At 68.0% G+C, this 21,906-nt stretch carries 19 protein-coding genes and 2 riboswitches; of the genes, 15 read left to right on the plus strand and 4 right to left on the minus strand.

The genetic code is table 11. From position 1 onward, the window contains the following. Positions 1-6 precede the first annotated feature (6 nt). Complete coding sequence (locus B2J89_RS00755; protein ID WP_169167319.1) at positions 7-801, plus strand: ABC transporter ATP-binding protein; 795 nt, start codon at positions 7-9, stop codon at positions 799-801. A gap of 117 nt (positions 802-918) precedes the next feature. On the opposite strand, the gene B2J89_RS00760 is transcribed toward B2J89_RS00755, so the two are convergent. Then, positions 919-1,377, minus strand: a complete 459-nt coding sequence (locus B2J89_RS00760; RefSeq protein WP_169167320.1) for an Lrp/AsnC family transcriptional regulator — start codon at positions 1,375-1,377, stop codon at positions 919-921. A gap of 366 nt (positions 1,378-1,743) precedes the next feature. Here B2J89_RS00760 and B2J89_RS00765 point away from each other — a divergent pair, with 366 nt between their 5' ends. From B2J89_RS00765 to B2J89_RS00815, 11 genes are all read left to right on the plus strand, one after another. Further along, positions 1,744-2,715, plus strand: a complete 972-nt coding sequence (locus B2J89_RS00765; RefSeq protein ID WP_169167321.1) for a TRAP transporter substrate-binding protein — start codon at positions 1,744-1,746, stop codon at positions 2,713-2,715. A 117-nt stretch (positions 2,716-2,832) separates the two neighbouring features. Further along, positions 2,833-3,327, plus strand: a complete 495-nt coding sequence (locus tag B2J89_RS00770) for a TRAP transporter small permease (RefSeq protein ID WP_169167322.1) — start codon at positions 2,833-2,835, stop codon at positions 3,325-3,327. Then, a complete protein-coding gene (locus tag B2J89_RS00775) occupies positions 3,324-4,601 on the plus strand; it encodes a TRAP transporter large permease (protein WP_169167323.1) in 1,278 nt (425 codons plus the stop codon). The genes B2J89_RS00770 and B2J89_RS00775 overlap by 4 nt, the downstream gene beginning before the upstream one ends. Positions 4,602-4,607: 6 nt before the next feature. Beyond that, positions 4,608-4,710, plus strand: a riboswitch (glycine riboswitch). A 13-nt stretch (positions 4,711-4,723) separates the two neighbouring features. Beyond that, positions 4,724-4,836: riboswitch (glycine riboswitch) on the plus strand. A gap of 45 nt (positions 4,837-4,881) precedes the next feature. Then, entirely contained in the window at positions 4,882-6,018 is a 1,137-nt protein-coding gene (gene gcvT, locus B2J89_RS00780) for a glycine cleavage system aminomethyltransferase GcvT (RefSeq protein ID WP_169167324.1), read from the plus strand. A gap of 88 nt (positions 6,019-6,106) precedes the next feature. Beyond that, the gene (gcvH, locus tag B2J89_RS00785) at positions 6,107-6,481 is read left to right on the plus strand and encodes a glycine cleavage system protein GcvH (protein ID WP_169167325.1); all 375 of its coding nucleotides are present in this window, start codon (positions 6,107-6,109) and stop codon (positions 6,479-6,481) included. Positions 6,482-6,505: 24 nt separating this feature from the next. Continuing rightward, positions 6,506-9,421 (plus strand): aminomethyl-transferring glycine dehydrogenase, encoded by a 2,916-nt coding sequence (gene gcvP, locus B2J89_RS00790; protein WP_169167326.1) that lies wholly within the window; start codon positions 6,506-6,508, stop codon positions 9,419-9,421. Between the two features lie 106 nt (positions 9,422-9,527). Next, entirely contained in the window at positions 9,528-11,741 is a 2,214-nt protein-coding gene (locus B2J89_RS00795) for a PAS domain-containing sensor histidine kinase (protein ID WP_169167327.1), read from the plus strand. Further along, positions 11,728-12,396 carry an RluA family pseudouridine synthase gene (locus B2J89_RS00800; RefSeq protein WP_169167328.1) on the plus strand — a complete coding sequence of 223 codons (669 nt, stop codon included), beginning with the start codon at positions 11,728-11,730 and terminating at the stop codon, positions 12,394-12,396. The genes B2J89_RS00795 and B2J89_RS00800 overlap by 14 nt, the downstream gene beginning before the upstream one ends. Positions 12,397-12,524: 128 nt before the next feature. Beyond that, on the plus strand, positions 12,525-13,283 hold the full coding sequence (locus B2J89_RS00805; RefSeq protein WP_169167329.1) for an SDR family NAD(P)-dependent oxidoreductase: 759 nt from the start codon (positions 12,525-12,527) through the stop codon (positions 13,281-13,283). 83 nt (positions 13,284-13,366) lie between these two features. Further along, positions 13,367-14,551 (plus strand): beta-ketothiolase BktB, encoded by a 1,185-nt coding sequence (bktB, locus tag B2J89_RS00810; RefSeq protein WP_169167330.1) that lies wholly within the window; start codon positions 13,367-13,369, stop codon positions 14,549-14,551. 154 nt (positions 14,552-14,705) lie between these two features. Next, positions 14,706-15,683: a tripartite tricarboxylate transporter substrate binding protein gene (locus B2J89_RS00815; RefSeq protein ID WP_169167331.1), complete on the plus strand. Its 978-nt coding sequence runs from the start codon at positions 14,706-14,708 to the stop codon at positions 15,681-15,683. 91 nt (positions 15,684-15,774) lie between these two features. Here the strand turns inward: B2J89_RS00815 and B2J89_RS00820 are convergent, their stop codons facing one another. The 3 genes from B2J89_RS00820 to B2J89_RS00830 all read right to left on the minus strand — a co-directional run bounded on the left by B2J89_RS00820 (position 15,775) and on the right by B2J89_RS00830 (position 17,607). Further along, complete coding sequence (locus B2J89_RS00820; protein ID WP_169167332.1) at positions 15,775-16,212, minus strand: universal stress protein; 438 nt, start codon at positions 16,210-16,212, stop codon at positions 15,775-15,777. Positions 16,213-16,308: 96 nt separating this feature from the next. Then, a complete protein-coding gene (locus B2J89_RS00825; RefSeq protein WP_169167333.1) occupies positions 16,309-17,079 on the minus strand; it encodes a 2OG-Fe dioxygenase family protein in 771 nt (256 codons plus the stop codon). A gap of 60 nt (positions 17,080-17,139) precedes the next feature. After that, positions 17,140-17,607, minus strand: a complete 468-nt coding sequence (locus B2J89_RS00830) for a hypothetical protein (RefSeq protein ID WP_169167334.1) — start codon at positions 17,605-17,607, stop codon at positions 17,140-17,142. Between the two features lie 345 nt (positions 17,608-17,952). Here B2J89_RS00830 and B2J89_RS00835 point away from each other — a divergent pair, with 345 nt between their 5' ends. The 3 genes from B2J89_RS00835 to B2J89_RS00845 all read left to right on the plus strand — a co-directional run bounded on the left by B2J89_RS00835 (position 17,953) and on the right by B2J89_RS00845 (position 21,879). Continuing rightward, entirely contained in the window at positions 17,953-18,333 is a 381-nt protein-coding gene (locus tag B2J89_RS00835; protein ID WP_169167335.1) for a PilZ domain-containing protein, read from the plus strand. A gap of 376 nt (positions 18,334-18,709) precedes the next feature. Continuing rightward, positions 18,710-19,963, plus strand: a complete 1,254-nt coding sequence (gene glp / locus B2J89_RS00840; protein WP_169167336.1) for a gephyrin-like molybdotransferase Glp — start codon at positions 18,710-18,712, stop codon at positions 19,961-19,963. Beyond that, positions 19,960-21,879, plus strand: a complete 1,920-nt coding sequence (locus B2J89_RS00845) for a molybdopterin biosynthesis protein (RefSeq protein ID WP_371809013.1) — start codon at positions 19,960-19,962, stop codon at positions 21,877-21,879. The genes glp and B2J89_RS00845 overlap by 4 nt, the downstream gene beginning before the upstream one ends. Positions 21,880-21,906: the final 27 nt, after the last annotated feature.

Genomic DNA, 21,906 nt, shown 5'->3' on the forward strand with positions numbered 1-21,906 from the left:
AGACCCATGCTGAGCGCCCAAAACCTCGAAATCACCTTCAACCCCGGCACGCCGATCGAAATGCGCGCGCTGCGCGGCATGTCGCTCGACATCCCGGCCGGCCAGTTCGTCACCGTCATTGGCTCCAACGGGGCCGGCAAGTCCACCTTCCTGAACGCCATCTCGGGCGACCTGGCGGTGGACAGCGGCCGCGTCACCATCGACGGCAGCGACGTCACGCGCCTGCCCGTATGGGAGCGCTCATCGCGCGTGGCCCGCGTGTTCCAGGACCCCATGGCCGGCACCTGCGAAGACCTGACCATCGAAGAGAACATGGCCCTGGCGCAGCAGCGCGGCACGCGCCGCGGCCTGCGCAGCGCCGTCAAGACCGCACTGCGCGAGACCGTCCGCGCGCGCCTGGCCACGCTGGGCCTGGGGCTGGAGAGCCGCCTCACCGACCGCATCGGTCTGCTCTCGGGCGGCCAGCGCCAGGCCGTGAGCCTGCTGATGGCGGCGCTGCAGCCCTCGCGCATCCTGCTGCTCGACGAGCACACCGCCGCGCTCGACCCGCGCACCGCCGACTTCGTGCTGCAGCTGACGGCCCGCATCGTGGCCGAAAACCGGCTCACCACGATGATGGTCACGCACAGCATGCGCCAGGCCCTTGACGTGGGCGAGCGCACCGTCATGCTGCACCAGGGCCAGGTGGTGCTGGACGTGTCGGGCGAGGAGCGCAGCCGCCTCGACGTGCCCGACCTGCTCAAGATGTTCGAGAAGGTGCGCGGCGAAAAACTGGCCGACGACGCGCTGCTGCTGGGCTGAGCCCGTGGCACCTGCCTGCGCTCCTTCCGGGGCTGCAGACAGGCCTTCAACATCAAAATCGACAGCTGCTGGCGCTTTACCAGAAAGCGTTAGAGGCCGATTTGACCTAAAACAGACTCAATCGGCGAACAGCGGCAGATCGGCTTTCTTCAGCGTGCGCAGCACGAAGCTGGAGCGACTGTGGCGGATGCCCTTGATCTTGTAGAGCTTCTCGCGCAGAAGGCGCTCGTAGTCGCGCGTGTCCTTGACCACCACGCGCAGCAGGTAGTCGTAGTCGCCCGACACCAGGTGCGCCTCGATCACCTCGGGAATGCTGGCCAAGGTTTCGCCAAACTTTTCCAGCGTGTTGTCGGAGTGGCTGTCGAGCGTGACCTGCACCAGCACCGTGTCGCCCAGCCCGAGGGCGTGCGGGTTCAGGCGCACGGTGTAGCCCTCGATCACGCCGGCCTCTTCCATCTTCTTGATGCGCCCCCAGCAGGGCGAGGGGCTCAGGCCCACGGCCTGGCCGATGTCGTGCAGGCTGGCGCGCGCATTGCCCTGCAGAACGGCGAGAATTTTTCTGTCCAATCGATCCATTCGCCGCATTATTCACAGAATGGCGATTTGTCAGAATAATTTTCTGCATTCTCAGAAAAACGTCGCAAATTCAGAAAAACCGTCTCCCCCCGCCGCACCATACTTGAACCATCAAGGCGCTTTTACCGGAGCGCACAAACCGACAGGCCCCCGACTGGTTACCGCCAGCTCCGGGGGCGCCTGGCAAGCCCGCGCCCCCTGCGGCATCCCGTCTCCCCCTGCACCACGGCCTTTTCTAGCACACCCGCGCAAACCCCGATGTCCCTGGCCATGTTGCAGCGCCATAATTTTTGCGAGTGGCACGCCGCACGCCCGCCGTGGCAGGCACCCCGCCCAACCCCCGCAAAAATCCCGACAGGAGACTCCATGCAATTGACCAAACTCGCCCTCGGCCTGGGCCTCGCGCTCGGCTTTGCTGCCGCCGCATCCGCACAGACCGCCATGCGCATCAGCATCTCGACGGCGCAGAACTCGCACCAGGGCGTGGCCATCGATACGTTTGCCAAGGAAGTCGAAAAGCGCACGGGCGGGCGCTACAAGGTGCAGACCTTCTACAACGGCGCCCTCGGCGGCGAGCGCGAATCCATCGAAGCCGTGCAGCTGGGCACGCAGGAGCTGGCGTTCAGCTCGACCGGCCCGGTGCCCAACTTCGTGCCCGAGACGAAGATCCTCGACGTGCCCTTCCTGTTCCGCGACAAGGCGCACGCCCGCGCCGTGCTCGACGGCCCCATCGGCCAGGAGATGCTGACCAAGTTCGACGCCAAGGGCTTCAAGGCCCTGGCCTGGGCCGAGAACGGCTTTCGCCACATGACGAACAGCAAGCGCGATGTGAAGGACCCGGCCGACCTCAAGGGCCTGAAGATGCGCACCATGGAGAACCCGGTGCACATCGCCGCCTACAAGGGCTTTGGCATCATCACCACGCCCATGGCCTTCCCCGAGGTGTTCACCGCGTTGCAGCAGGGCACCGTCGACGGCCAGGAGAACCCGCTGCCCGTCATCATCTCGGCCAAGTTCGACCAGGTGCAAAAGCACCTGACGCTCACCGGCCACGTCTACTCGCCCTGCATCTTCGTGATGAACAAGGCGTCTTTCGACAAGCTCTCGGCCGCCGACAAGCAGGCCTTCCTCGACGCCGCCAAGGAAGGCACCAAGGCCAACCGCGCGCGCGTGGACGAGGACGACGCGAAGGGCGTGGCCGACCTGCGCGCCAAGGGCATGACGGTGATCGACACCATCGACAAGGCCAAGTTCGTGGCGGCGCTCGCCCCCGTGAACGCCGAGTTCGAAAAGCAGTTCGGCAAGGCCACGCTCGACAAGATCCGCAACGTAAAGTAAGTCGATCCAACTTCTCTTTTCATAGCTATCAACGCCCGTCGGTATTGCACCAACGGGCGTTTTCATTCCAAAACTCTGCTCTTTGGGGTGAGCATCCCGGCGCGCCCGTGCAGTCCCATGAAAAATCAATTCCTTACTTTTGAACGCTGGTGCACGTCGGTCGCCATGTGGGGCGCCTGCGCCATGCTCGCCATCGCGTCCGCGCTCGGCATGTTCCAGATTCTGATGCGCTTCGTGTTCGAGCAACCCGCCGAGTGGACCGAGGTGCTGATCCGCTTCAGCCTGATCTGGATGGTGTTCCTCGGCATCCCGGCGGCCTTCCGCCAGGGCGCCATGGTCAGCGTGGACGTGCTCTACCGCTGGAGTCCACCCCATCTGCAGCGCGTGCTGGAATGGGTCGTGGCGCTCGCCGCGCTCACGCTGATCGCCATCATCATCTGGTGGGGCTGGGACTACACCCAGCGCGGCGCCGTGCAGAGCATGGCGGGCCTCGAATCGGTGTCGATGTTCTGGGCCTATCTGGCGATGCCGGCCGGTGGTGTGTTCTGCGTGGTCGGCATCATCGGCAACCTGATCGATCCGCGCCGCATGGAACTGGAGACCGCGCAATGACCAGCGTCATGATCTCCACCATGGTGGTGTGCTTCGCGCTCACCGTTTCCGTTGCGGTGTCCATCGGATTGGCGGCCATCCTGGGCATCCAGGCGTCGAACGCGCACATGCTGATTTCCGTGAAGGAAATGTTCGGTTCCATCAACAAGTTTCCGCTGGCCGCCATTCCATTCTTCATCCTCGCCGGCAACCTGATGGAGACCGGCGGCATCTCGCGCCGCCTGGTCGAGTTCGCCAAGAGCATCGTCGGCGGCGTGCAGGGCGGCCTGCCCATGACCTGCGTGCTGACCTGCATGATCTTTGCGGCGGTCTCGGGCTCGTCGGTGGCAACCACGTTCGCCATCGGCGCCATCCTGATCCCCGCGCTCATCAAGCACGGCTACCCGACCAGCTACGCCGCCGCGCTGCAGGCCACGAGCGCCGAGCTCGGCGTGATCATTCCGCCGTCGATTCCGCTGATCCTCTACGGCGTGAGCGCCGAGGTGTCGATCGGCGAACTGTTCATCGCGGGCTTTGGCCCGGGCTTTCTCATCAGCGGCGCGCTGATGCTGTTCGTGTGGCTCTATTGCAAATGGAAGGGCTGGGGCAAGAACGACGGCACGGGGCGCATGCCGCTCGGCCGCGCCACGCTGCAGGCCGGCTGGGCGCTGCTCATGCCGGTGATCATCCTGGGCGGCATCTACGGCGGCATCTTCACGCCCACCGAGGCCTCGGCCGTGGCGGTGTTCTATGCGCTGGTGGTGGGCGTCGTGATCTACCGCGAGATCAAGCCCCAGGACCTGGCCGCGATATTGCGCAAATCGGTGCTCTCGTCGGCGGTGATCATGTTCATCATCGCCAACGCCGGGCTGTTCGCCTTCCTGATCACGCGCGCCGGCGTGCCCGACGCGATCGGCCGCTGGCTGCAGGAGGTGCTGCAGTCGCCCGCGCTGTTCCTGCTCGGGGTGAATGCGGCCCTGTTCTTGATCGGCATGTTCATCGAGACCAGCGCCGCCATCATCGTGCTGGCGCCCATCCTGGCGCCCGTGGCCCAGCATTTCGGCATCGACCCGGTGCACTTTGGCCTGATCATGGTGGTCAACCTGGCGCTCGGCATGATCACGCCGCCGTTCGGCGTTAACCTGTTCGCCGCCTGCACGGTGGCGCGCATCTCGCTCGACCGCATCGTCACGCACCTGCTGCCCTTTGTGCTGGTCATCCTGGCCTGCCTGATGGTCATCACCTACGTGCCCTCGCTGTCGCTCGCGCTGCGCGATCTGGTCTACGCAAAGTAGGTAGAATTCGCCGGTTCAGGAGAGAGTGCCCCGCCATTGCCTGGTGCGCGGTACCGCCGAAGGCGCAGGTGAAAACCAAACGCTCAGGCAAAAGGACTGACAAGCGCCCGCAGGGATGCGGGCGTTCCCTTGCTGGAGAGAGGTGGCCGCCCCAGCGGCCACCCACCGAAGGAGCAACCCCCGCGCTGTGCAGCGCCGGGCGAATCTCTCAGGTAAAGCGGACAGCAGGGCAAATCGCGTGGCCTGTGGGCCACGGCCCCCATTTGCCCTGGAGATCTCCATGTCCGCCACCGCCGCCGCCCCCTTGCTGACCACGCCGCTGAACGCGCTGCACCTCGAACTGGGCGCGCGCATGGTGCCGTTCGCCGGCTACTCCATGCCCGTGCAGTACCCCGCCGGCCTGATGGCCGAGCACCTGCACACGCGCCAGGCAGCCGGCCTGTTCGATGTCTCGCACATGGGCCAGCTGCGCCTGATCGGACCCGACGCCGCGGCCGCATTCGAAACCCTGATGCCCGTCGACGTCGTCGACCTGCCCGTGGGCAAGCAGCGCTACGGCCTGCTGCTCAACGACGCGGGCGGAATCATCGACGACCTGATGTTTTTTCGCGTGGCGCAGGACGAGATCTTCGCCATCGTCAACGGCGCCTGCAAGCTGGGCGACATCGCGCACATCCAGGCCCACATCGGCCAGCGCTGCCAGGTCATTGCGCTGCCCGACCAGGCCCTGCTGGCGCTGCAGGGCCCGCACGCCGCAGCCGTGCTCGCGCGCCTGGCGCCCGGCACCGACAAGCTGGTGTTCATGACCGGCGGCAACTTCCGCATCGCGGGCAGCGACTGCTTTGTCACGCGCAGCGGCTACACCGGCGAGGACGGTTTTGAAATCTCCGTGCCCGCCGCCCAGGCCGACACCCTGGCGCGCGCGCTGCTGGCGCAGCCCCAAGTCAAGCCCATCGGACTGGGTGCACGCAACTCGCTGCGCCTGGAAGCGGGCCTGTGCCTGTACGGCAACGACCTCGACACCAGCACCACGCCGCCCGAGGCGGGCCTGAACTGGGCGATCTCGAAGGTGCGCCGCAGCGGCGGCGCGCGCGCGGGCGGCTTTCCCGGCGCCGGCACGGTGCTGGCGCAGCTCGACGACCCCGCCCTGCTCACGCGCAAGCGCGTCGCCCTGGTCGCCAAAGAGCGCGTCCCCGTGCGCGAACCCGCCGTGCTGGAGAACCTGGACGGCCAGGCCGTCGGCCAGGTCACCAGCGGCCTGCTGAGCCCCACGCTGAACCAGCCCATCGCCATGGCCTATGTGCAGCCCGACTACGCCCCCGTTGGCACCGAACTGTTCGCCCTCGTGCGCGGCAAGCCCGTGCCCATGGTGGTGGCGCCCACGCCCTTCGTGCCCACGCGCTACCACCGCGGCTGACCGCAGCTGCGGGCGTGCGCCCATGCGTTTTTTGCCTGCGCCGCCCGTTACATTCCTGATTCCACCACTTTGACCGGAGAACTGTTCCATGTCCATCCATTACTCGCGCGACCACGAATGGGTCAACGCCGCTGACCCCCAGGCCGCCGTTGTCGGCATCACCGTGCACGCGCAAGACGCGCTGGGCGACGTGGTCTTCGTCGACCTGCCCGAAGTCGGCGCCACCTTTGCGCAGGGCGATGTCGCCGGCGTGGTCGAGTCGGTCAAGGCCGCGGCCGATGTGTTCATGCCGCTGAGCGGCGAAATCGTCGAAGTCAACGAAGCCCTGCGCGCCGACCCGTCGCTCGCCAACTCCGACCCGCTGGGCGCAGGCTGGTTCTTCAAGGTCAAGCTCAGCGACCCGGCGCAACTGACCGAGCTCATGGACGAGACCGCCTACACCGACTTCGCCCAGAACGCCTAACCCCCTTCCAGACTGGCCCTTCCCATGCCGATGCCCTCCGCCCTGCAGAACCTTTCGCCGCTCGGCGAGCTCGAAAACGCCACCGAATTCCTGCCCCGCCACATCGGCATCGATCCGGCCGACGAGGCGCACATGCTGTCGGTGGTCGGCGAGGCCTCGCGCCGCGCCCTCATCGACTCCATCGTGCCCCGTTCCATTGCGCGCAGCCGCGCCATGGACCTGCCCGCGCCGGTGACCGAGGCGCAGGCGCTGGCCGAACTCAAGGCGTTGGCATCGAAGAACAAAGTCCTGCGCAGCTTCATCGGCCAGGGCTACTACGGCACGCACACGCCCGGCGTCATCCTGCGCAACGTGCTGGAGAACCCGGCCTGGTACACGGCCTACACGCCTTACCAGGCCGAGATCTCACAGGGCCGCCTCGAAGCCCTGCTCAATTTCCAGACCCTGGTGTGCGACCTCACGGCCATGCCCATGGCCAACGCCTCCATGCTCGACGAGGCCACGGCCGCCGCCGAGGCCATGGCGCTGGCCAAGCGCTCGGTCAAATCCCGCAGCAACCGCTTCATCGTGGCCGGCGACGCGCACCCGCAGACCATCGAGGTCATCCAGACCCGCGCCCAGCCGCTGGGCATTGAGGTCGTGCTCGCTGATTCACGCGAACAGTGGGACGCCGCGCTGGACGGCGACTATTTCGCCGTGCTGGCCCAGTACCCCGCCACCAGCGGCCGCATCGACGACCTGCGTGCCGACGTGGAGAAAGCCCACGCCCGACAGGCCGCCTTCATCGCAGCAGCCGACCTGCTGGCCCTCACGCTGATCACGCCGCCCGGCGAATGGGGCGCCGACATCGTCGTCGGCACCACGCAGCGCCTGGGCATGCCCATGGGCGCTGGCGGCCCGCACGCCGCCTACATGGCCTGCCGCGACGAGTTCAAGCGCTCGCTGCCCGGGCGCCTGGTCGGCGTGAGCGTGGACACGCACGGCAACCCGGCCTACCGCCTGGCCCTGCAGACACGCGAGCAGCACATCCGCCGCGAAAAAGCCACCTCCAACATCTGCACCGCCCAGGTGCTGCCGGCGGTGATCGCCAGCATGTACGCGGTCTACCACGGGCCGCAGGGCCTGCGCCGCATTGCGCAGCGCGTGGCAGCCTACACCGCCATCCTGGCGCAGGGCCTCGCACAGCTGGGGGCCCCCGTGCGCCCGCAACACTGCTTCGACACCCTGTCGCTGAAAACCGATGACGCTACCAAAACCATAGCTGCTCGCGCAGTGCAGATGGGCGCCAACCTGCGAATTTACTTCGAAGACTATCTCTGCATCTCGCTCGACGAAACCACCACGCGCGCCGACATCGAGCTGCTGTGGCAGATCTTTGCGCAGGACGGCCAGCCGCTTCCAAGCTTCGACGCCTTTGAAGACGGCGTCGAGCCCTTGATCCCTGCCGGGCTGCGCCGCACCAGCAGCTACCTCACGCACCCGGTCTTCAACACCCACCATTCCGAGACGGCCATGCTGCGCTACATCCGCCAGCTGTCCGACAAGGACCTGGCGCTCGACCGCAGCATGATCCCGCTGGGCTCGTGCACCATGAAGCTCAACGCCACGAGCGAAATGATCCCGATCACCTGGCCCGAGTTCGCGAACATGCACCCGTTCGCGCCGGCCGACCAGCTGCAGGGCTACGCCGAGCTCGACGCGCAGCTGCGCGCCTGGCTGTGCCAGGCCACAGGCTACGCCGGCATCAGCCTGCAGCCCAACGCCGGCTCGCAGGGCGAATACGCCGGCCTGCTCGCCATCAAGGCCTACCACGCGGCCCAGGGCCAGGGCCACCGCAACATCTGCCTGATCCCCAGCAGCGCGCACGGCACCAACCCCGCCAGCGCCCAGATGGTGGGCATGCAGGTCGTGGTGACCGCCTGCGACGCCAACGGCAACGTGGATTTGGACGACCTGCAGGCCCAATGCGAGCGGCACAGCGACCGCCTGGCCTGCGTGATGATCACCTATCCCAGCACGCACGGGGTGTTCGAGACCCAGGTGAAAGCGCTGTGCGCCCTGGTACACCAGCACGGCGGCCGCGTCTATGTGGACGGCGCGAACATGAACGCGCTGGTCGGCGTGGCCGCGCCCGGCGAGTTCGGCGGCGACGTGAGCCACCTGAACCTGCACAAGACCTTCTGCATCCCGCACGGCGGCGGCGGCCCCGGCGTCGGCCCCGTGTGCGTGGTCGAGGACCTCGTGCCCTACCTGCCCGGCCATGCCACGGGCGGTGTGGCGGGCGGTGTGGCGGGCGGCGTGGGCGCGGTCAGCGCAGCGCCGCTGGGCAATGCCGCCGTGCTGCCGATCAGCTGGATGTACATCCGCATGATGGGCGCCGAAGGGCTGCAGGCCGCCACCGAGACCGCCATCCTGAGCGCCAACTACATCAGCGCCCGCCTGGCGTCCCACTACCCGACGCTGTACGCCAGCGCCAACGGCCATGTGGCGCATGAATGCATCCTGGACCTGCGCGGGCTCAAGGACAGCAGCGGCGTGATGGCCGAGGACGTGGCCAAGCGGCTGATCGACTACGGCTTCCACGCCCCCACGCTCTCCTTCCCCGTGCCCAACACGCTGATGGTCGAGCCCACCGAGAGCGAGACGCTGTACGAGATCGACCGCTTCATCGACGCGATGGTCGCGATCCGCCACGAGATCCGCCAGATCGAGGCCGGCACCTGGCCGCAGGACGACAACCCGCTCAAGAACGCACCGCACACGGCCGAGAGCCTGCTCACCCACGAGTGGACCCGCCCCTACCCGCGCGAGGCGGCGGCCTACCCCGTGCCCTCGCTGCGCCAGACCAAATACTGGTCGCCCGTGGGCCGCGTCGACAACGTGTACGGCGACCGCAACCTGTTTTGCAGCTGCCTGCCGGTCGGCGACTACGAAGCCTGAGTCCGCCCGCCGCGGGCGGTCGGCAGGCGGCGGCGCGCTTACACTGCCGCAGCCGACACCCCGGCGCGCAGCGCAGCTGCCGCCGGCCTGTGCGGCCACCCCCTTTATGAGCCGCCCCGACCTCTCCTTTCTTCTGCGCACCGCCGAGTCCCCAGCGCCACCGCCGGACGCGGCCGCCGACACCGATCGCCGGCAGATGGCCGACCGGCCCACCGGCGCCGTGGCCAGCCTGATCGCCGAGCTGCGCGCCTACCAAGCCGAACTGGAGGTGCAAAACAAGGTTTTGCGCTACAGCCAGGCAGCGGCCGAAAGCGCCTCCGAGCGCTTCGAGACGCTGTTTTCGAGCGTGCCGCTGGCCCTTATGGTGCTCGACGAGCACGACATGGTGGTACAGGCCAATGCGATGGCGCACCGCTCGTTCCAGCCCACCGAAGGCGACCGCCCTCTCACGTCGCTGCTGCCTTTCGTCAGCGCCGCAGACACCGAGCGCGTGCAGCAGGCTTTTGCGCGCGCGCGCACCGAAGGCCACGGCGAGGCGACCGAAGTGGTGTTCCGCTGCGGTGCGCACAGCCACATCACTGGCGACCTGCACATCGCCCGCATCGAGGCGCCGCAGGACGGCGAGCCCACGCTGCTGCAGTTTCTCTGCGCCGTCATCGACCAGGGCCCGCTGCTGGCCGAGCGACGGGCGCTGCAGCACAGCGCGCAGGCACTGCAGCAGCGCAACGCCCAGCTGCACGCCAGCGAACGCCGGCTCGAAGCGGTCATCAACTCCGCCCTCGACGCCATCGTCTGCGTCGACCAGCACCAGCGCATCACGGTCTTCAACCCCACGGCAGCGGTGCTGTTCCAGTGCGCCGCCAGCGACGCGCTGGGCAGCCCGCTCACGCGCTTCCTGCCCGAGGCCGGGCAGGCCCTGGCCTTCGCCCAGCTCACCACCCAGGCCCTGCTGGGCGAGATGACCGCGATCAGCGCCAGCGGCAAGGAGTTGGCCGTGGAAGTGAGCGTGTCGTTCGAGCGCCACGCCGAGGGCGAGACCACGACCGTGTTCGCGCGCGACCTCACGGGCCGCAAGAAGGCCGAGGCGCACCGCAACGAGCTCGAAGCCCAGCTGCGCGAGTCGCACAAGATGCAGGCCGTGGGCACCATGGCCGGCGGCATTGCGCACGACTTCAACAACATCCTCAGCGCCATCCTGGGCAACGCCGAGCTGGCCAAGGCCGACTGCGGCCCCGATGCGCCGGCCTTCGAAAGCCTGGTCGAGATCGAAAAAGCGGGCCGCCGCGCGCGCGACCTGGTGCGCCAGATCCTCACCTTCAGCCGCAACGAGCCGCCGCACCGCAGCGCCGTGGTGGTGTCCGAGGTGCTGCACGACACCCAGCGCCTGCTGCGCGTGACCCTGCCGCCGGCCATCGAGCTGTGCCTGCACACCGCCCGCCCGCTGCCGGCCATCCACGCCGACCCCACCCAGGTCGAACAGGCCCTGCTGAACCTGTGCACCAACGCCATCCACGCCATCGGCGAGGCGCGCGGCACGGTCACCGTGGAGACCGTGCTGGCCCACCCCGACCCGCGGCTGTGCGAGCGCCTGGGCCTGGCGCAGGGCAGCTACGTGGCCATCACCGTGCACGACAGCGGCCCGGGCATGGACTCGGCGACCTTGCAGCGCGTGTTCGAGCCCTTCTTCACGACCAAGCCCGTGGGCCAGGGCACGGGCCTGGGCCTGGCCGTGGTGCATGGCGTCATGCGCACGCACCAGGGCGCGGTCGACGTGCACAGCACGCCCGGCCAGGGCAGCCGCTTCACGCTGTACTTCCCGGTGGCCGAACCCGCGCCGCCCGGCACCGCTGCTGCGGCCGCGGCGCCTGCCGCAGCAGCCGCCGCACCGGCCCCCGCAGCCACGCCAGCGCCTGCGCACCACCACGTCATGTACGTGGACGACGACGAGGCGCTGGTCTTTCTCGTGCAGCGCCTGCTGCGCCGGCGCGGCTACACCGTCAGCGGCTTCACCGACCCGCGCGCCGCCGCCGCCGCGCTGCGCGCCGACCCGCAGCGCTACGACCTGCTGGTGACCGACTACAACATGCCCGGCTACTGCGGCGTGGACCTGGTGCGCGAGGCCCACGCCATCCGCGCCGACCTGCCGGTGGCGCTGGCCTCGGGCTATGTCACGGCCGAGATCGAGCAGGCCGCGTTGGCCGAAGGCGCACGCGCCCTGATCCACAAACCCAACGACGCCGAGGAACTGTGCGCCACAGTGCAACGCCTGCTCAGCGGCGAGGGCGGCGACCCCGATGGCACAGGCCATGTCGGTCATTGAGCCGCACGGCGCGCCCGCCATCACCTGCCTGCACGCCGACGACAGCCTGCTGGTGCTGGTCAAGCCCGCCGGCCTGCTGTGCGTGCCCGGGCGCGGCGCCGACAAGCAGGACTGCCTGAGCGCGCGCGCCCAGCAGCGCTGGCCCGGTGCCCTGGTCGTGCACCGGCTGGACATGGCCACTTCGGGCCTGGTGCTGATGGCGCGCAGCGCAGGCGTGCAGCGCGCCCTCAGCCAGGCCTTTGCCGAGCGCCATGTCGAAAAGCGCTACCAGGCCGTGGTGCAGGGCTGCATGGCCGCGCCCGCCGGCGGTGCCTGGGGCAGCATCGACCTGCCGATTGCCGCCGACTGGGAGCGGCGCCCGCTGCGCGTGGTCGATGCCGCGCACGGCAAGCCGAGCCAGACGCGCTGGCGCGTGCTCGGCCACGACGCGGCCGCGCAGACCACGCGGCTCGAACTCGAACCCGTCACCGGCCGCACGCACCAGCTGCGCGTGCACCTCGCGGCCCTGGGCCACCCCATCCTGGGCGACGCGCTCTATGCCGACGCCGCCACCGCAGCGCGCACGCCGCGCCTGCTGCTGCACGCCACGCGGCTGGCGTTCGCGCACCCGGAAAGCGGCGCCTGGGTGCAATACGCCCTGCCGGCGGATTTTTAAGCCAAAACAGCCCCGAACGCTGATGGGACAAGCGCTGACAGCTATCATTTTCAAAACCCCAGCGACTGTCCCTCGCCGCCGTCGCAGCCACGACAGGCCCGCGCGCTGCGGCCCGCTAACATCACGCCATGCCTTACCACCTCACCATCCTCACAGGCGCCTCGCGCGGCATGGGCCTGGCCATGGCGCGCCAATTGTTGCGCCCCGGCCACCTGCTGCTGGCCATTTCCCGCCACGCCAACACCGACCTGGCCGCCCAGGCCCAAGCGTCGGGCGCCCAACTGGAGCAGTGGCAGCAAGACCTGGCGCAGGGCGAGGCAGCGGCCGAGCGGCTGCGCAGCTGGCTGGGCGCCCAGCCCCGCGGCGAGGTGCAGAGCGCCACACTGATCAACAACGCCGGCGTGATACCGCCGGTGGCGCCGCTGTCCGCCAGCGCCCCGGCGGACCTCGCGCGAGCCCTGCGCGTGGGCCTGGAGGCACCCCTGCTGCTGTGCGCGGCCTTCCTGGGCGCCACCGCGGACTGGGGCGTTCCGCGCAAGGTGCTCAACATCTCGTCGGGGCTGGGCCGGCGCGCCATGGCGTCGCAGTCGGCCTACTGCGCGGCCAAGGCCGGCATGGACCATTTCACGCGCTGCCTGGCGCTCGACGAAGCGCTGCAGCCGCACGGCGCCAAGGTATGCTCGCTGGCTCCCGGTGTGATCGACACCGACATGCAGCTCCAACTGCGCGGCACCGACCCGGCCGCCTTTCCGGATGCACAGAGCTTTGCCCGCCTCAAAACGGCGGGCCAGCTCACCTCGACCGACGACGCCGCGGCCCGCGTGCTGGCCTGGCTGCAGAGGCCGGACTTTGGCACCCACCCGGTCGCCGACGTGCGCGAGGCCTGAGCGCCTCCAGAATGATTTTGATAGCTACCAGCGCAGGCAGAGCAAGCGTTTGAAGCCCATTTGACCCTTAAAAGGAGTTTCCCATGACCCGTGAAGTCGTAGTTGTCAGCGGCGTGCGCACCGCCATCGGTACCTTTGGCGGCAGCTTGAAGGACGTGCCCCCCACCGAACTCGGTGCCCTGGTCGTGCGCGAATCGCTGGCGCGCGCCCACGTCGACGGCCAGGACGTCGGCCACGTGGTGTTCGGCCACGTCGTCAATACCGAGCCCAAGGACATGTACCTCTCGCGCGTCGCGGCGATCCAGGGCGGCTGCGGCGAACGCACGCCGGCCTACAACGTCAACCGCCTGTGCGGCTCGGGCCTGCAGGCCATCGTCAACGCCAGCCAGTCGATCCTGCTGGGCGACGCCGATATCGCCATCGGCGGCGGCGCCGAGAACATGAGCCGCGCGCCCTATGCCAGCCTGGCCACGCGCTTTGGCGCGCGCATGGGCGACACGAAAATGATCGACATGATGATGGGCGCGCTGCACGACCCGTTCCACACCATCCACATGGGCGTGACGGCCGAGAACATCGCCGCCAAATGGGGCATCACGCGCGAAGAGCAGGATCGGCTGGCGGTGGAAAGCCACCACCGCGCCGAGCGCGCCACGCAGGCGGGCTACTTCCACGGCCAGATCGTCCCGGTCATGCTCAAGGGCCGCAAGGGCGAAGTGGCCTACGCCACCGACGAGCATTTCCGCCCCGGCGCCACGCTCGAAGACATGGCCAAGCTCAAGCCCGTGTTCGCCAAGGAAAACGGCACCGTGACGGCCGGCAATGCCTCGGGCATCAACGATGCTGCCGCCGCCGTGGTGCTGATGGAAGCGAAGACCGCCCAGGCCCGCGGCGCCAAGCCGCTGGCCCGCCTCGTGGCCTATGCGCACGCGGGCGTGGACCCGAAGTACATGGGCATCGGCCCCGTGCCGGCCACGCAGCTGGCGCTCAAGAAAGCCGGCCTCACGGTCAACGACCTCGACGTGATTGAGGCCAACGAAGCCTTTGCCGCGCAAGCCTGCGCCGTCAGCCGCGACCTGGGGCTGGACCCGGCCAAGGTCAACCCCAACGGCTCGGGCATCTCGTTGGGCCACCCGATCGGCGCCACCGGCGCGCTGATCACCGTGAAAGCCCTGCACGAGCTGCAGCGCATCCAGGGCCGCTACGCCCTTGTCACGATGTGCATTGGCGGCGGCCAGGGCATCGCCGCCATTTTTGAACGCATGTAACCCCGTACCTGCGCCGCGCCCGCCGTTTGCGCTGCCGCCCGCCCGATGGGCAAGGTTGCGCACCGTCCATGATCAGCGATCATGCCCGGTGCCTTCCAGGCCACCGCAGCGGCGCGCGCAGACGCAGCCCTTCTTTTTTTGGAGACCCTACCCGATGATTCGCCACCTTCTTTCGTTCACCGCCCTCGCGCTCGCGCTGGGCACCGCGGCCCATGCCCAGGCCCCCGCCGCGGCCTACCCCACCAAGCCGGTGCGCATGATCGTGCCGTTCCCGCCCGGCGGCGGCACCGACATCCTCGCGCGCCTGGTGGCCACCAAACTCGCCGAACAGGCGCATTGGACCGTGGTGGCCGACAACAAGGCCGGCGCGGGCGGCACCATCGGCATCAGCGAAGCCGTGAAGGCCGCCCCCACGGGCTACGACATGGTGATGGGCCAGAAGGACAACCTCGTGATCGGCCCGTGGCTGTACAAGAACCTGCCCTGGGACCCCACCAAGGACCTGGTGGCCGTGGCGCACGTGGCCTACACGCCGGTGGTCATCGCCACCAGCGCCAACTCCAGGTTCAAGACCCTCGCGGATGTGATCGCCGCAGCGCGCGCCGAGCCCGGCAAGATCACCTACGGCTCGCCCGGCAATGGCACGTCCATCCACCTGGCGGGCGACCTGTTCGAAAAAGCTGCCGGGATCAAGCTCAGCCACATCCCCTACAAGGGCTCCAACCCCGCGCTGATGGACGCGCTGGCCGGCAACGTGGACCTGCTGGTGTCGTCCCTGCCCTCGGCCATGGGCCAGATCAAGTCCGGCAAGCTGCGCCCGCTGGCCGTCACCTCGGCCAGGCGCAGCTCGTCGCTGCCCGAGGTGCCCACCGTGGCCGAGTCGGGCTTCAAGGACTTTGACGTGAGCACCTGGTACGGCCTGTTCATGCCTGCCGGCACGCCCGCTGCCATCGTGAACACCGTCAACGCCGAGGTGAACAAGCTGCTGGCCACGCCCGAGATGAAGGCCGCTATCCAGGCCCAGGGCGCCGAGGCCGAGGCCATGAGCCCCGAACGCTTTGCCACGCTGCTCAAGACCGACTACGCCAAGTGGAAGGGCATCGTGCAGGCTTCGGGCGCCAAGATCGAATAAGCCGGCCCGGCACCAACAACAACGGCTCCAGAACGGAGCCGTTTTTTTTCCCTTGCGCAGGGTCACGCCCCTGCGGGCCGCCAACGCGCCATCAGTCGCGCACCACCAGCACAGGCACCTTCACCACGCCCAACACGCGCTGGGTCACGCTGCCGAGCATGAGTTTTTCGAGGCCGCGGCGGCCGTGCGAGCCCATGACCACCAGGTCGGCGCCCGTGCTTTCGATGGCACGCACGATGCCGTCGTGCACCGCATGGCCCTCGCCCACCACGGTATTGACCGCGATGCCAGCCTCTTCCATCGCTTTCTTGACCGCATCGAGCGCGGTGTTGGCCTCGGCCGTGGCGGCCGCGAGGTACTGGGCCTGTCCGTAGGCGAAATCGGCGCCGACGCCGGTGAACGGGTAAGGATCGATCACATACAGCGCCGTGATCGCGCTGCCAAACGTCTTGGCCAGGGCAGCGGCCTTGGACACCGCCAGCATCGCGGTGGGCGAGCCGTCCACAGGAACCAGAATGTGTTTGAACATGAAACCTCTCCTTCGGTGGTTGTTATCAGGCGGCGCCTGAGGAAGTAAAGCCCAAGTGTCGCCCTCGCGCGGCGCGGCGTCTTGACTCGCGTCAAATCAGGTGCGATCGCGCATGGCATCGCTGCCCTGAAAGCTGCCACGCCGGCAGGTCACCACCAGCGTGTCGCGGTGCCCGCCCTCGGCCAAGGGCTGGATCGGCGTGGTCTCGTGCACCATGCGCGCGTCGTCGAGCAGCAGCAGCGACCAGGGCTCGGTCAGTGTAAAACGCTGGCCGCCGCGCGCACTGGCCTCGAACACCCGCGTTTCCCCGCCCTTGACACCGCTGTGCCCCACCAGGAAGACCGCCACCAAGTCCACGCCGTCGCGGTGCGCGCCCTCGGGGGTGGGCCGGCCAATGCCGTCGGTGGTGTCGATGCGGAACTGGTGCGCCTCGACAAACCACGGCAGCGCAGTGCCTGCCGGCGCGAACAGCGCATCGCACACATCCGCCAGCGCTCGCAGCAAGTGCCCCCACGCGGGGTGCTGCAGCGAATCGGCACGCATGGGCTCGAACCACCGTTCCATGCCACCGTGCAGGGCGTTGTACTCGATCGGCTGCCAGTGTGCACGGTGCGGCACCTGCTGCACCACGCCCTCCTGCACCACAAAGCACGAATGGCGCCGGTGCCTGTAGCGCCCACCGTCCTTCAGGTAGGCGTCGGGCGGCAGTTCCTCCCAGTCCGCCCGCAATGCCTGCAGGTCGCTCAGCGAACAGCCCGCCCATGCGGCCACGTCGGCCGGGGCGAGCACGGCAAAACCCTCATTGCGCAAAGCCTGCGCGACATGCGAGGGAGAAGACAGCGGGGGAGAAAAAGTGACAGACGCCATAGCGTGCGAGCTTACCCCCAGAATGGGCGGCCCCAGGCAAGCACGCGCCCTGCAGGCAGCTCAGTCGCCGTGCCGCCCGTGGCCTTTGCCGTGGCCCTTGTCGTGGCCCCGGCCATGGTCGCGATCACGGTCGCGGCCGTGGTCGTGCCTCGCATCGCCGTGCCAGCGGTCGTCGCGGCCGCCCTTCCCTCCGTGCGGGCCGCGGCGGGGCGGCTCCTTGACAAAGTACACCGGCTGGGCGCAGGCGTTGTAGCGCGCGCAGTGCTTGCGCCAGTTCTTGGCATGGCCTGGCGGCACGTACAGGTACAGCGGTTCCTGGTGCACCACCACGGGCGGTCGCTGGATCAGCACCGGCTGCGCATACAGCAGCGGGGGCGGCGCGTTGCCAATCTGGACCCGGCCATACACGCCGGGAGCAATGACGCCGTCCACCGTGGCATTGACATAGGCCTGCGCATGAGCGCCCGCGGCGGTCGCCCAAAGCAGTGCTGCGGCACCTGCACAAAGCAGGCTGCGTATTGGATTCATGGGGGATTCCTCAAAGATGGGTGAACTCTTCCGTTGTAACAAGTCCTGGGGCACTTCCGGTGCCACCACCGGTTAAAAGTGTAAGTAAATCCAATGTCGCGCGGCATGGCGCCTGCCAATACGCCACCTAAATCCCAGCAAAATCGCCACATACCGTTTGCCTATCATCGTCTATTGCTATATTTTTAGAAGCAAACAACGGCACCATCGGTGTGGGACTGCGGCCACAGACGCTTGAAGGACATGGCTCGCGCGATGGCTGTCGCGGGGCATGCCCGGAACTGCACATTTCGCTTCCCCTGCATTAGCATGGCGACCATTGGCTGGAGCCGCGCGGAGAACACCATGCCCTACGAACGACGCCATTTCATCCGGGTCCTCTTTGAGGCGCCAGCGCAGTTGGCCATGCCCAGCGGCACGCGTCGGACCCAGGTGCTGGACCTCTCACTCAAGGGGGCTTTGGTGGTGCTGCCCACGCTGGCCCCCCTGGAGCCCGGCGCACTGTGCCGTCTCACGGTGCCCCTGACCGGCACGGGAACACACATCGCCATGTCGGTACAGGTGGCCTATGTGGAGGGGCGCCACGCCGGCCTGTTGTGCCGCGGCATCGACCTCGACAGCGTGACACATTTGCGCCGGCTGATCGAACTGCAACTCGGAGACCCTGCGCTGCTCGAACGCGATCTGGCGGAACTCGGTGCCCCTGGTGCGGCGCTCGCACGCTGAGCGCACCGGTTCCCGGTCCTCAGGCCGTGGGATGGGTCTCTTGCGGCGCGCGCCAGCGCTGCGGGCTCATGGTGGCCCGGGGCCCCGAAGCCACCGGCCAGCCAGCGCACAAAGCGCTGGTCGATCTTGAGACGTGCCAAACCACCAGCGCGGTGGCGCTTCGGTGAAAGCGGCACACGTTTCGTTCGATGACCTGGACAAGGGGCAGCAACGAGGCCACGGCCACTCCGCTGCGCTGCCAGGATCGGTGAGCACCACCGGCGATCGACGCATGAAAAGCGATGCGTCCGTTGCACCGACAGAACCGGGTGGCTCGACGGCCGTGTGATTGGTGGGCAGAACGACGCTCGGGCACCGACCTCTTATACTAAATTGAATGCCCACACCCCACCTCACCGCTCCCTCCGACGTGCGCATGCGCGGCTTCTCGCAGCGCGCAGAGGTTGCATCCGCACTGGCCTGGATTGATGCCAACACGCCGCTTTTGTCCAGCGAAACCGTGGCAGTCGAAGAGGCCAGTGGACGTGTCCTCTCCCAAGACGTGATCGCCCCCATCGCGGTACCCGAGTTCGACCGCGCAGCCATGGACGGGTACGCGCTGCACGGCAAAGAAACCATGGGTGCCGGCGAATACAACCCGCTGGAATTTCCACTGGTGGGCGAAGCGTGGCCTGGTCGGCCTTTCGAAGGCGACGTGTTGTCTGGTACCGCCATCCGCATCATGACGGGAGCACCGGTGCCCTGCGGATGCGACGCCGTAGTGCCCGCCGAATACGCGAGCGAGCATGAGGGGCGCCTCACCATCACTCGCGCGGTCGCTCCGGGGCAGCACGTGGGTCACGTTGGCGAAGACATAGCGCGCGGTAGCACGGCGCTCCACGCCAGTCGTCGACTGCGCCCGCAGGATGTGGGGTTGGTCGCGTCGTTGGGCATAGCGAGCCTGGAGGTGGTGCGTCGGCCGCGGGTGCGTCTGCTGGTCACCGGGAACGAAGTGCGCCCCCCCGGAAGCCCCAAAGGCCCCTACGAGATCTATGACGCCAATTCGATGACATTGCGCGGCCTGGTGGCGCGGGACGGGGGGGTGCTCGAATCGCACCAGCGGCTGGGCGACGATGCGGGGACGATCGAGCAAGCGCTGCAGGCCCCCGGCGCTGACGTGGTGCTGGTTTCTGGTGGCTCGAGCGTCGGCGCAGAAGACCATGCCCCTCGTGTGTTGGCCAAGGTGGGCGAGTTGGCGATCCACGGCGTTGCCATGCGTCCGTCCAGCCCGGCTGGCATGGGGCGCATCGCAGGCGCACTGGTATTTTTGTTGCCCGGCAACCCGGTGTCGTGCCTGTGCGCGTACGACTTTTTTGCAGGCCGCGCAGTCCGCACCATGGGCGGTCGGCCTGGAGACTGGCCATATCGCACACAACGTGCCACGGTGGCGCGCAAGATCGTCTCGCAAGTGGGCCGCGTTGACTATGTGCGCGTGCGGCTCGGCGCCGACGGCGTGGAGCCCCTCGCCCTGTCGGGGGCCTCCATGCTGAGCACCACCACGCGGGCCGATGGTTTCGTGATCGCGCCCTCTGAAAGCGAAGGCTATGGCCCCGGCTCCGAAGTGAGCGTCTATCTCTACGAATGGCCGTGAAAGCTCAAACCCAATTCCTCCATGTTGTCACGCGGGACGAAGCCGAGCGCCGCTTCCGTGAACACCTGACGCTCAAGCCCCTCGGCAGCGAGACCGTCGCGTTGCATGCCGCTCTTCGCAGGGTTTTGGCCGAGGATGTGGTGGCCCCCATCGATGTCCCCGGGTTTGACCGGTCCAACGTCGATGGCTTCGCCTTGCAGGCAGCCGACACCTGGGGTGCGATGGAAGAAGAGGCGCGCGCAGTGGCGCTGACCGATGAATCGCTGGCGCCTGGCACCGTGCCGCGCCGCGAAGTGGCGGCTGGCCTGGCTACGTCCATCGCCACCGGGGGCATGCTGCCACGCGGAGCGGATGCGGTGGTGATGGTGGAGCACACCGACGTCGATGGCGGCAGCGTACAAATCCGACGCGCTGCAACGGCCGGAGAGAATGTGAGCTACGCGGGCACCGACATCGCACGCGGCGAAACCGTGCTGCGCGCAGGCCAGCCACTGAGCTCGCGGGAGATTGGCGTGCTGGCGGCGCTGGGATTGGCCGAGATCAGAGTGCACCGCAGGCCGCGTGTGGCGATCTTTTCCACCGGCAATGAAATTGTTGCGCCCGGTGCGCCGCTGCCCACGGGCGCGGTGTACGACTCCAACGCCGCCATCATCGCTGCTGCCGTAGAGGAATTGGGTGGCGAACCTGTGCGGCTGGGCGTGGTCCCCGATGACGAGGCAGCCCTGTCAGCCGCGCTCACGAAGGGGTTGGATTGCGACGCTGTGGTTTTCTCCGGCGGCACATCGAAGGGCGAAGGCGACCTGTCCTACCGCGTGGTGGCCGCGCTCAGCGACCCGGGGATCGTAGCGCACGGCGTGGCGCTCAAGCCTGGGAAGCCGGTCTGCCTGGCGGTCACGGACGGCAAGCCGGTGGTGATCCTGCCGGGCTTCCCGACCTCGGCCGTTTTCACCTTCCACGAATTCCTCGCGCCCGTGATCCGCGCCTTCGCGGGCCTGCCGCGCGAGCAGCGCACGCAGGTGCCTGCCACGCTGCCCATGCGCGTGAACTCCGAGCGCGGCCGCACCGAATACCTGCTCGTGGGACTGGTGCCCACCGACGAAGGCCTGGCAGCCTACCCCATGGGCAAAGGCTCGGGCTCGGTCACCACCTTCAGCAGTGCGGACGGCTTCATCACGATCGGTCAGCACACCGAGATCCTCGATGCAGGCGCGCTCGTGCAGGTGCAACTGCTCGGCGAGGGCCTGGACCCGGCGGACCTCATTCTCATCGGCAGCCATTGCGTGGGGCTGGATTGGCTCTCGGGCGAACTCATGCGCCAGTGCATTCGCATCAAGACCATGAGCGTTGGCAGCACCGGCGGCCTGATGGCGGCCAAGCGCGGCGAATGCGATGTGGCGGGCATCCATCTGATGGATCCGGCCACGGGCGAATACAACCGGCCGCTGCTCACACCGGCGCTGGAGCTGATTCCCGGCTATGGCCGCATGCAGGGCATCGTCTACCGCCCCGGGGATGTGCGCTTTGAAGGCCGCAATGCCGCCGCGGCCATTGCCGCCGCCATCGCCGAACGCGGCTGCACGATGGTCAATCGCAATGCGGGCAGCGGCACCCGCATCCTCATTGACCGGTTGCTGGGTGATGCAAAACCCGCGGGCTATGGCGTGCAGACCAAGTCGCACAATGCGGTAGCGGTCGCCGTCGCGCAGCAACGCGCCGACTGGGGACTGGCCATCGACACGGTCGCGCGGCAGTACGGGCTGGGCTTCATTCCGGTGCAGGAAGAGCGCTATGACTTCGTGGTGCCCAAGGCGCGACTGGAGCGGGCCGCAGTGAAAGCGTTCATCGCGCTGCTGCAATCCGAGGCTGCGCGCACGGCGCTGCGCAATCTGGGCTTTCGAATCGACCCGCGCAGTTGAGGCAGCGGCACAGCCACCCCACCCGGG

It is taken from the genome of Acidovorax sp. SRB_24, from assembly GCF_012931925.1.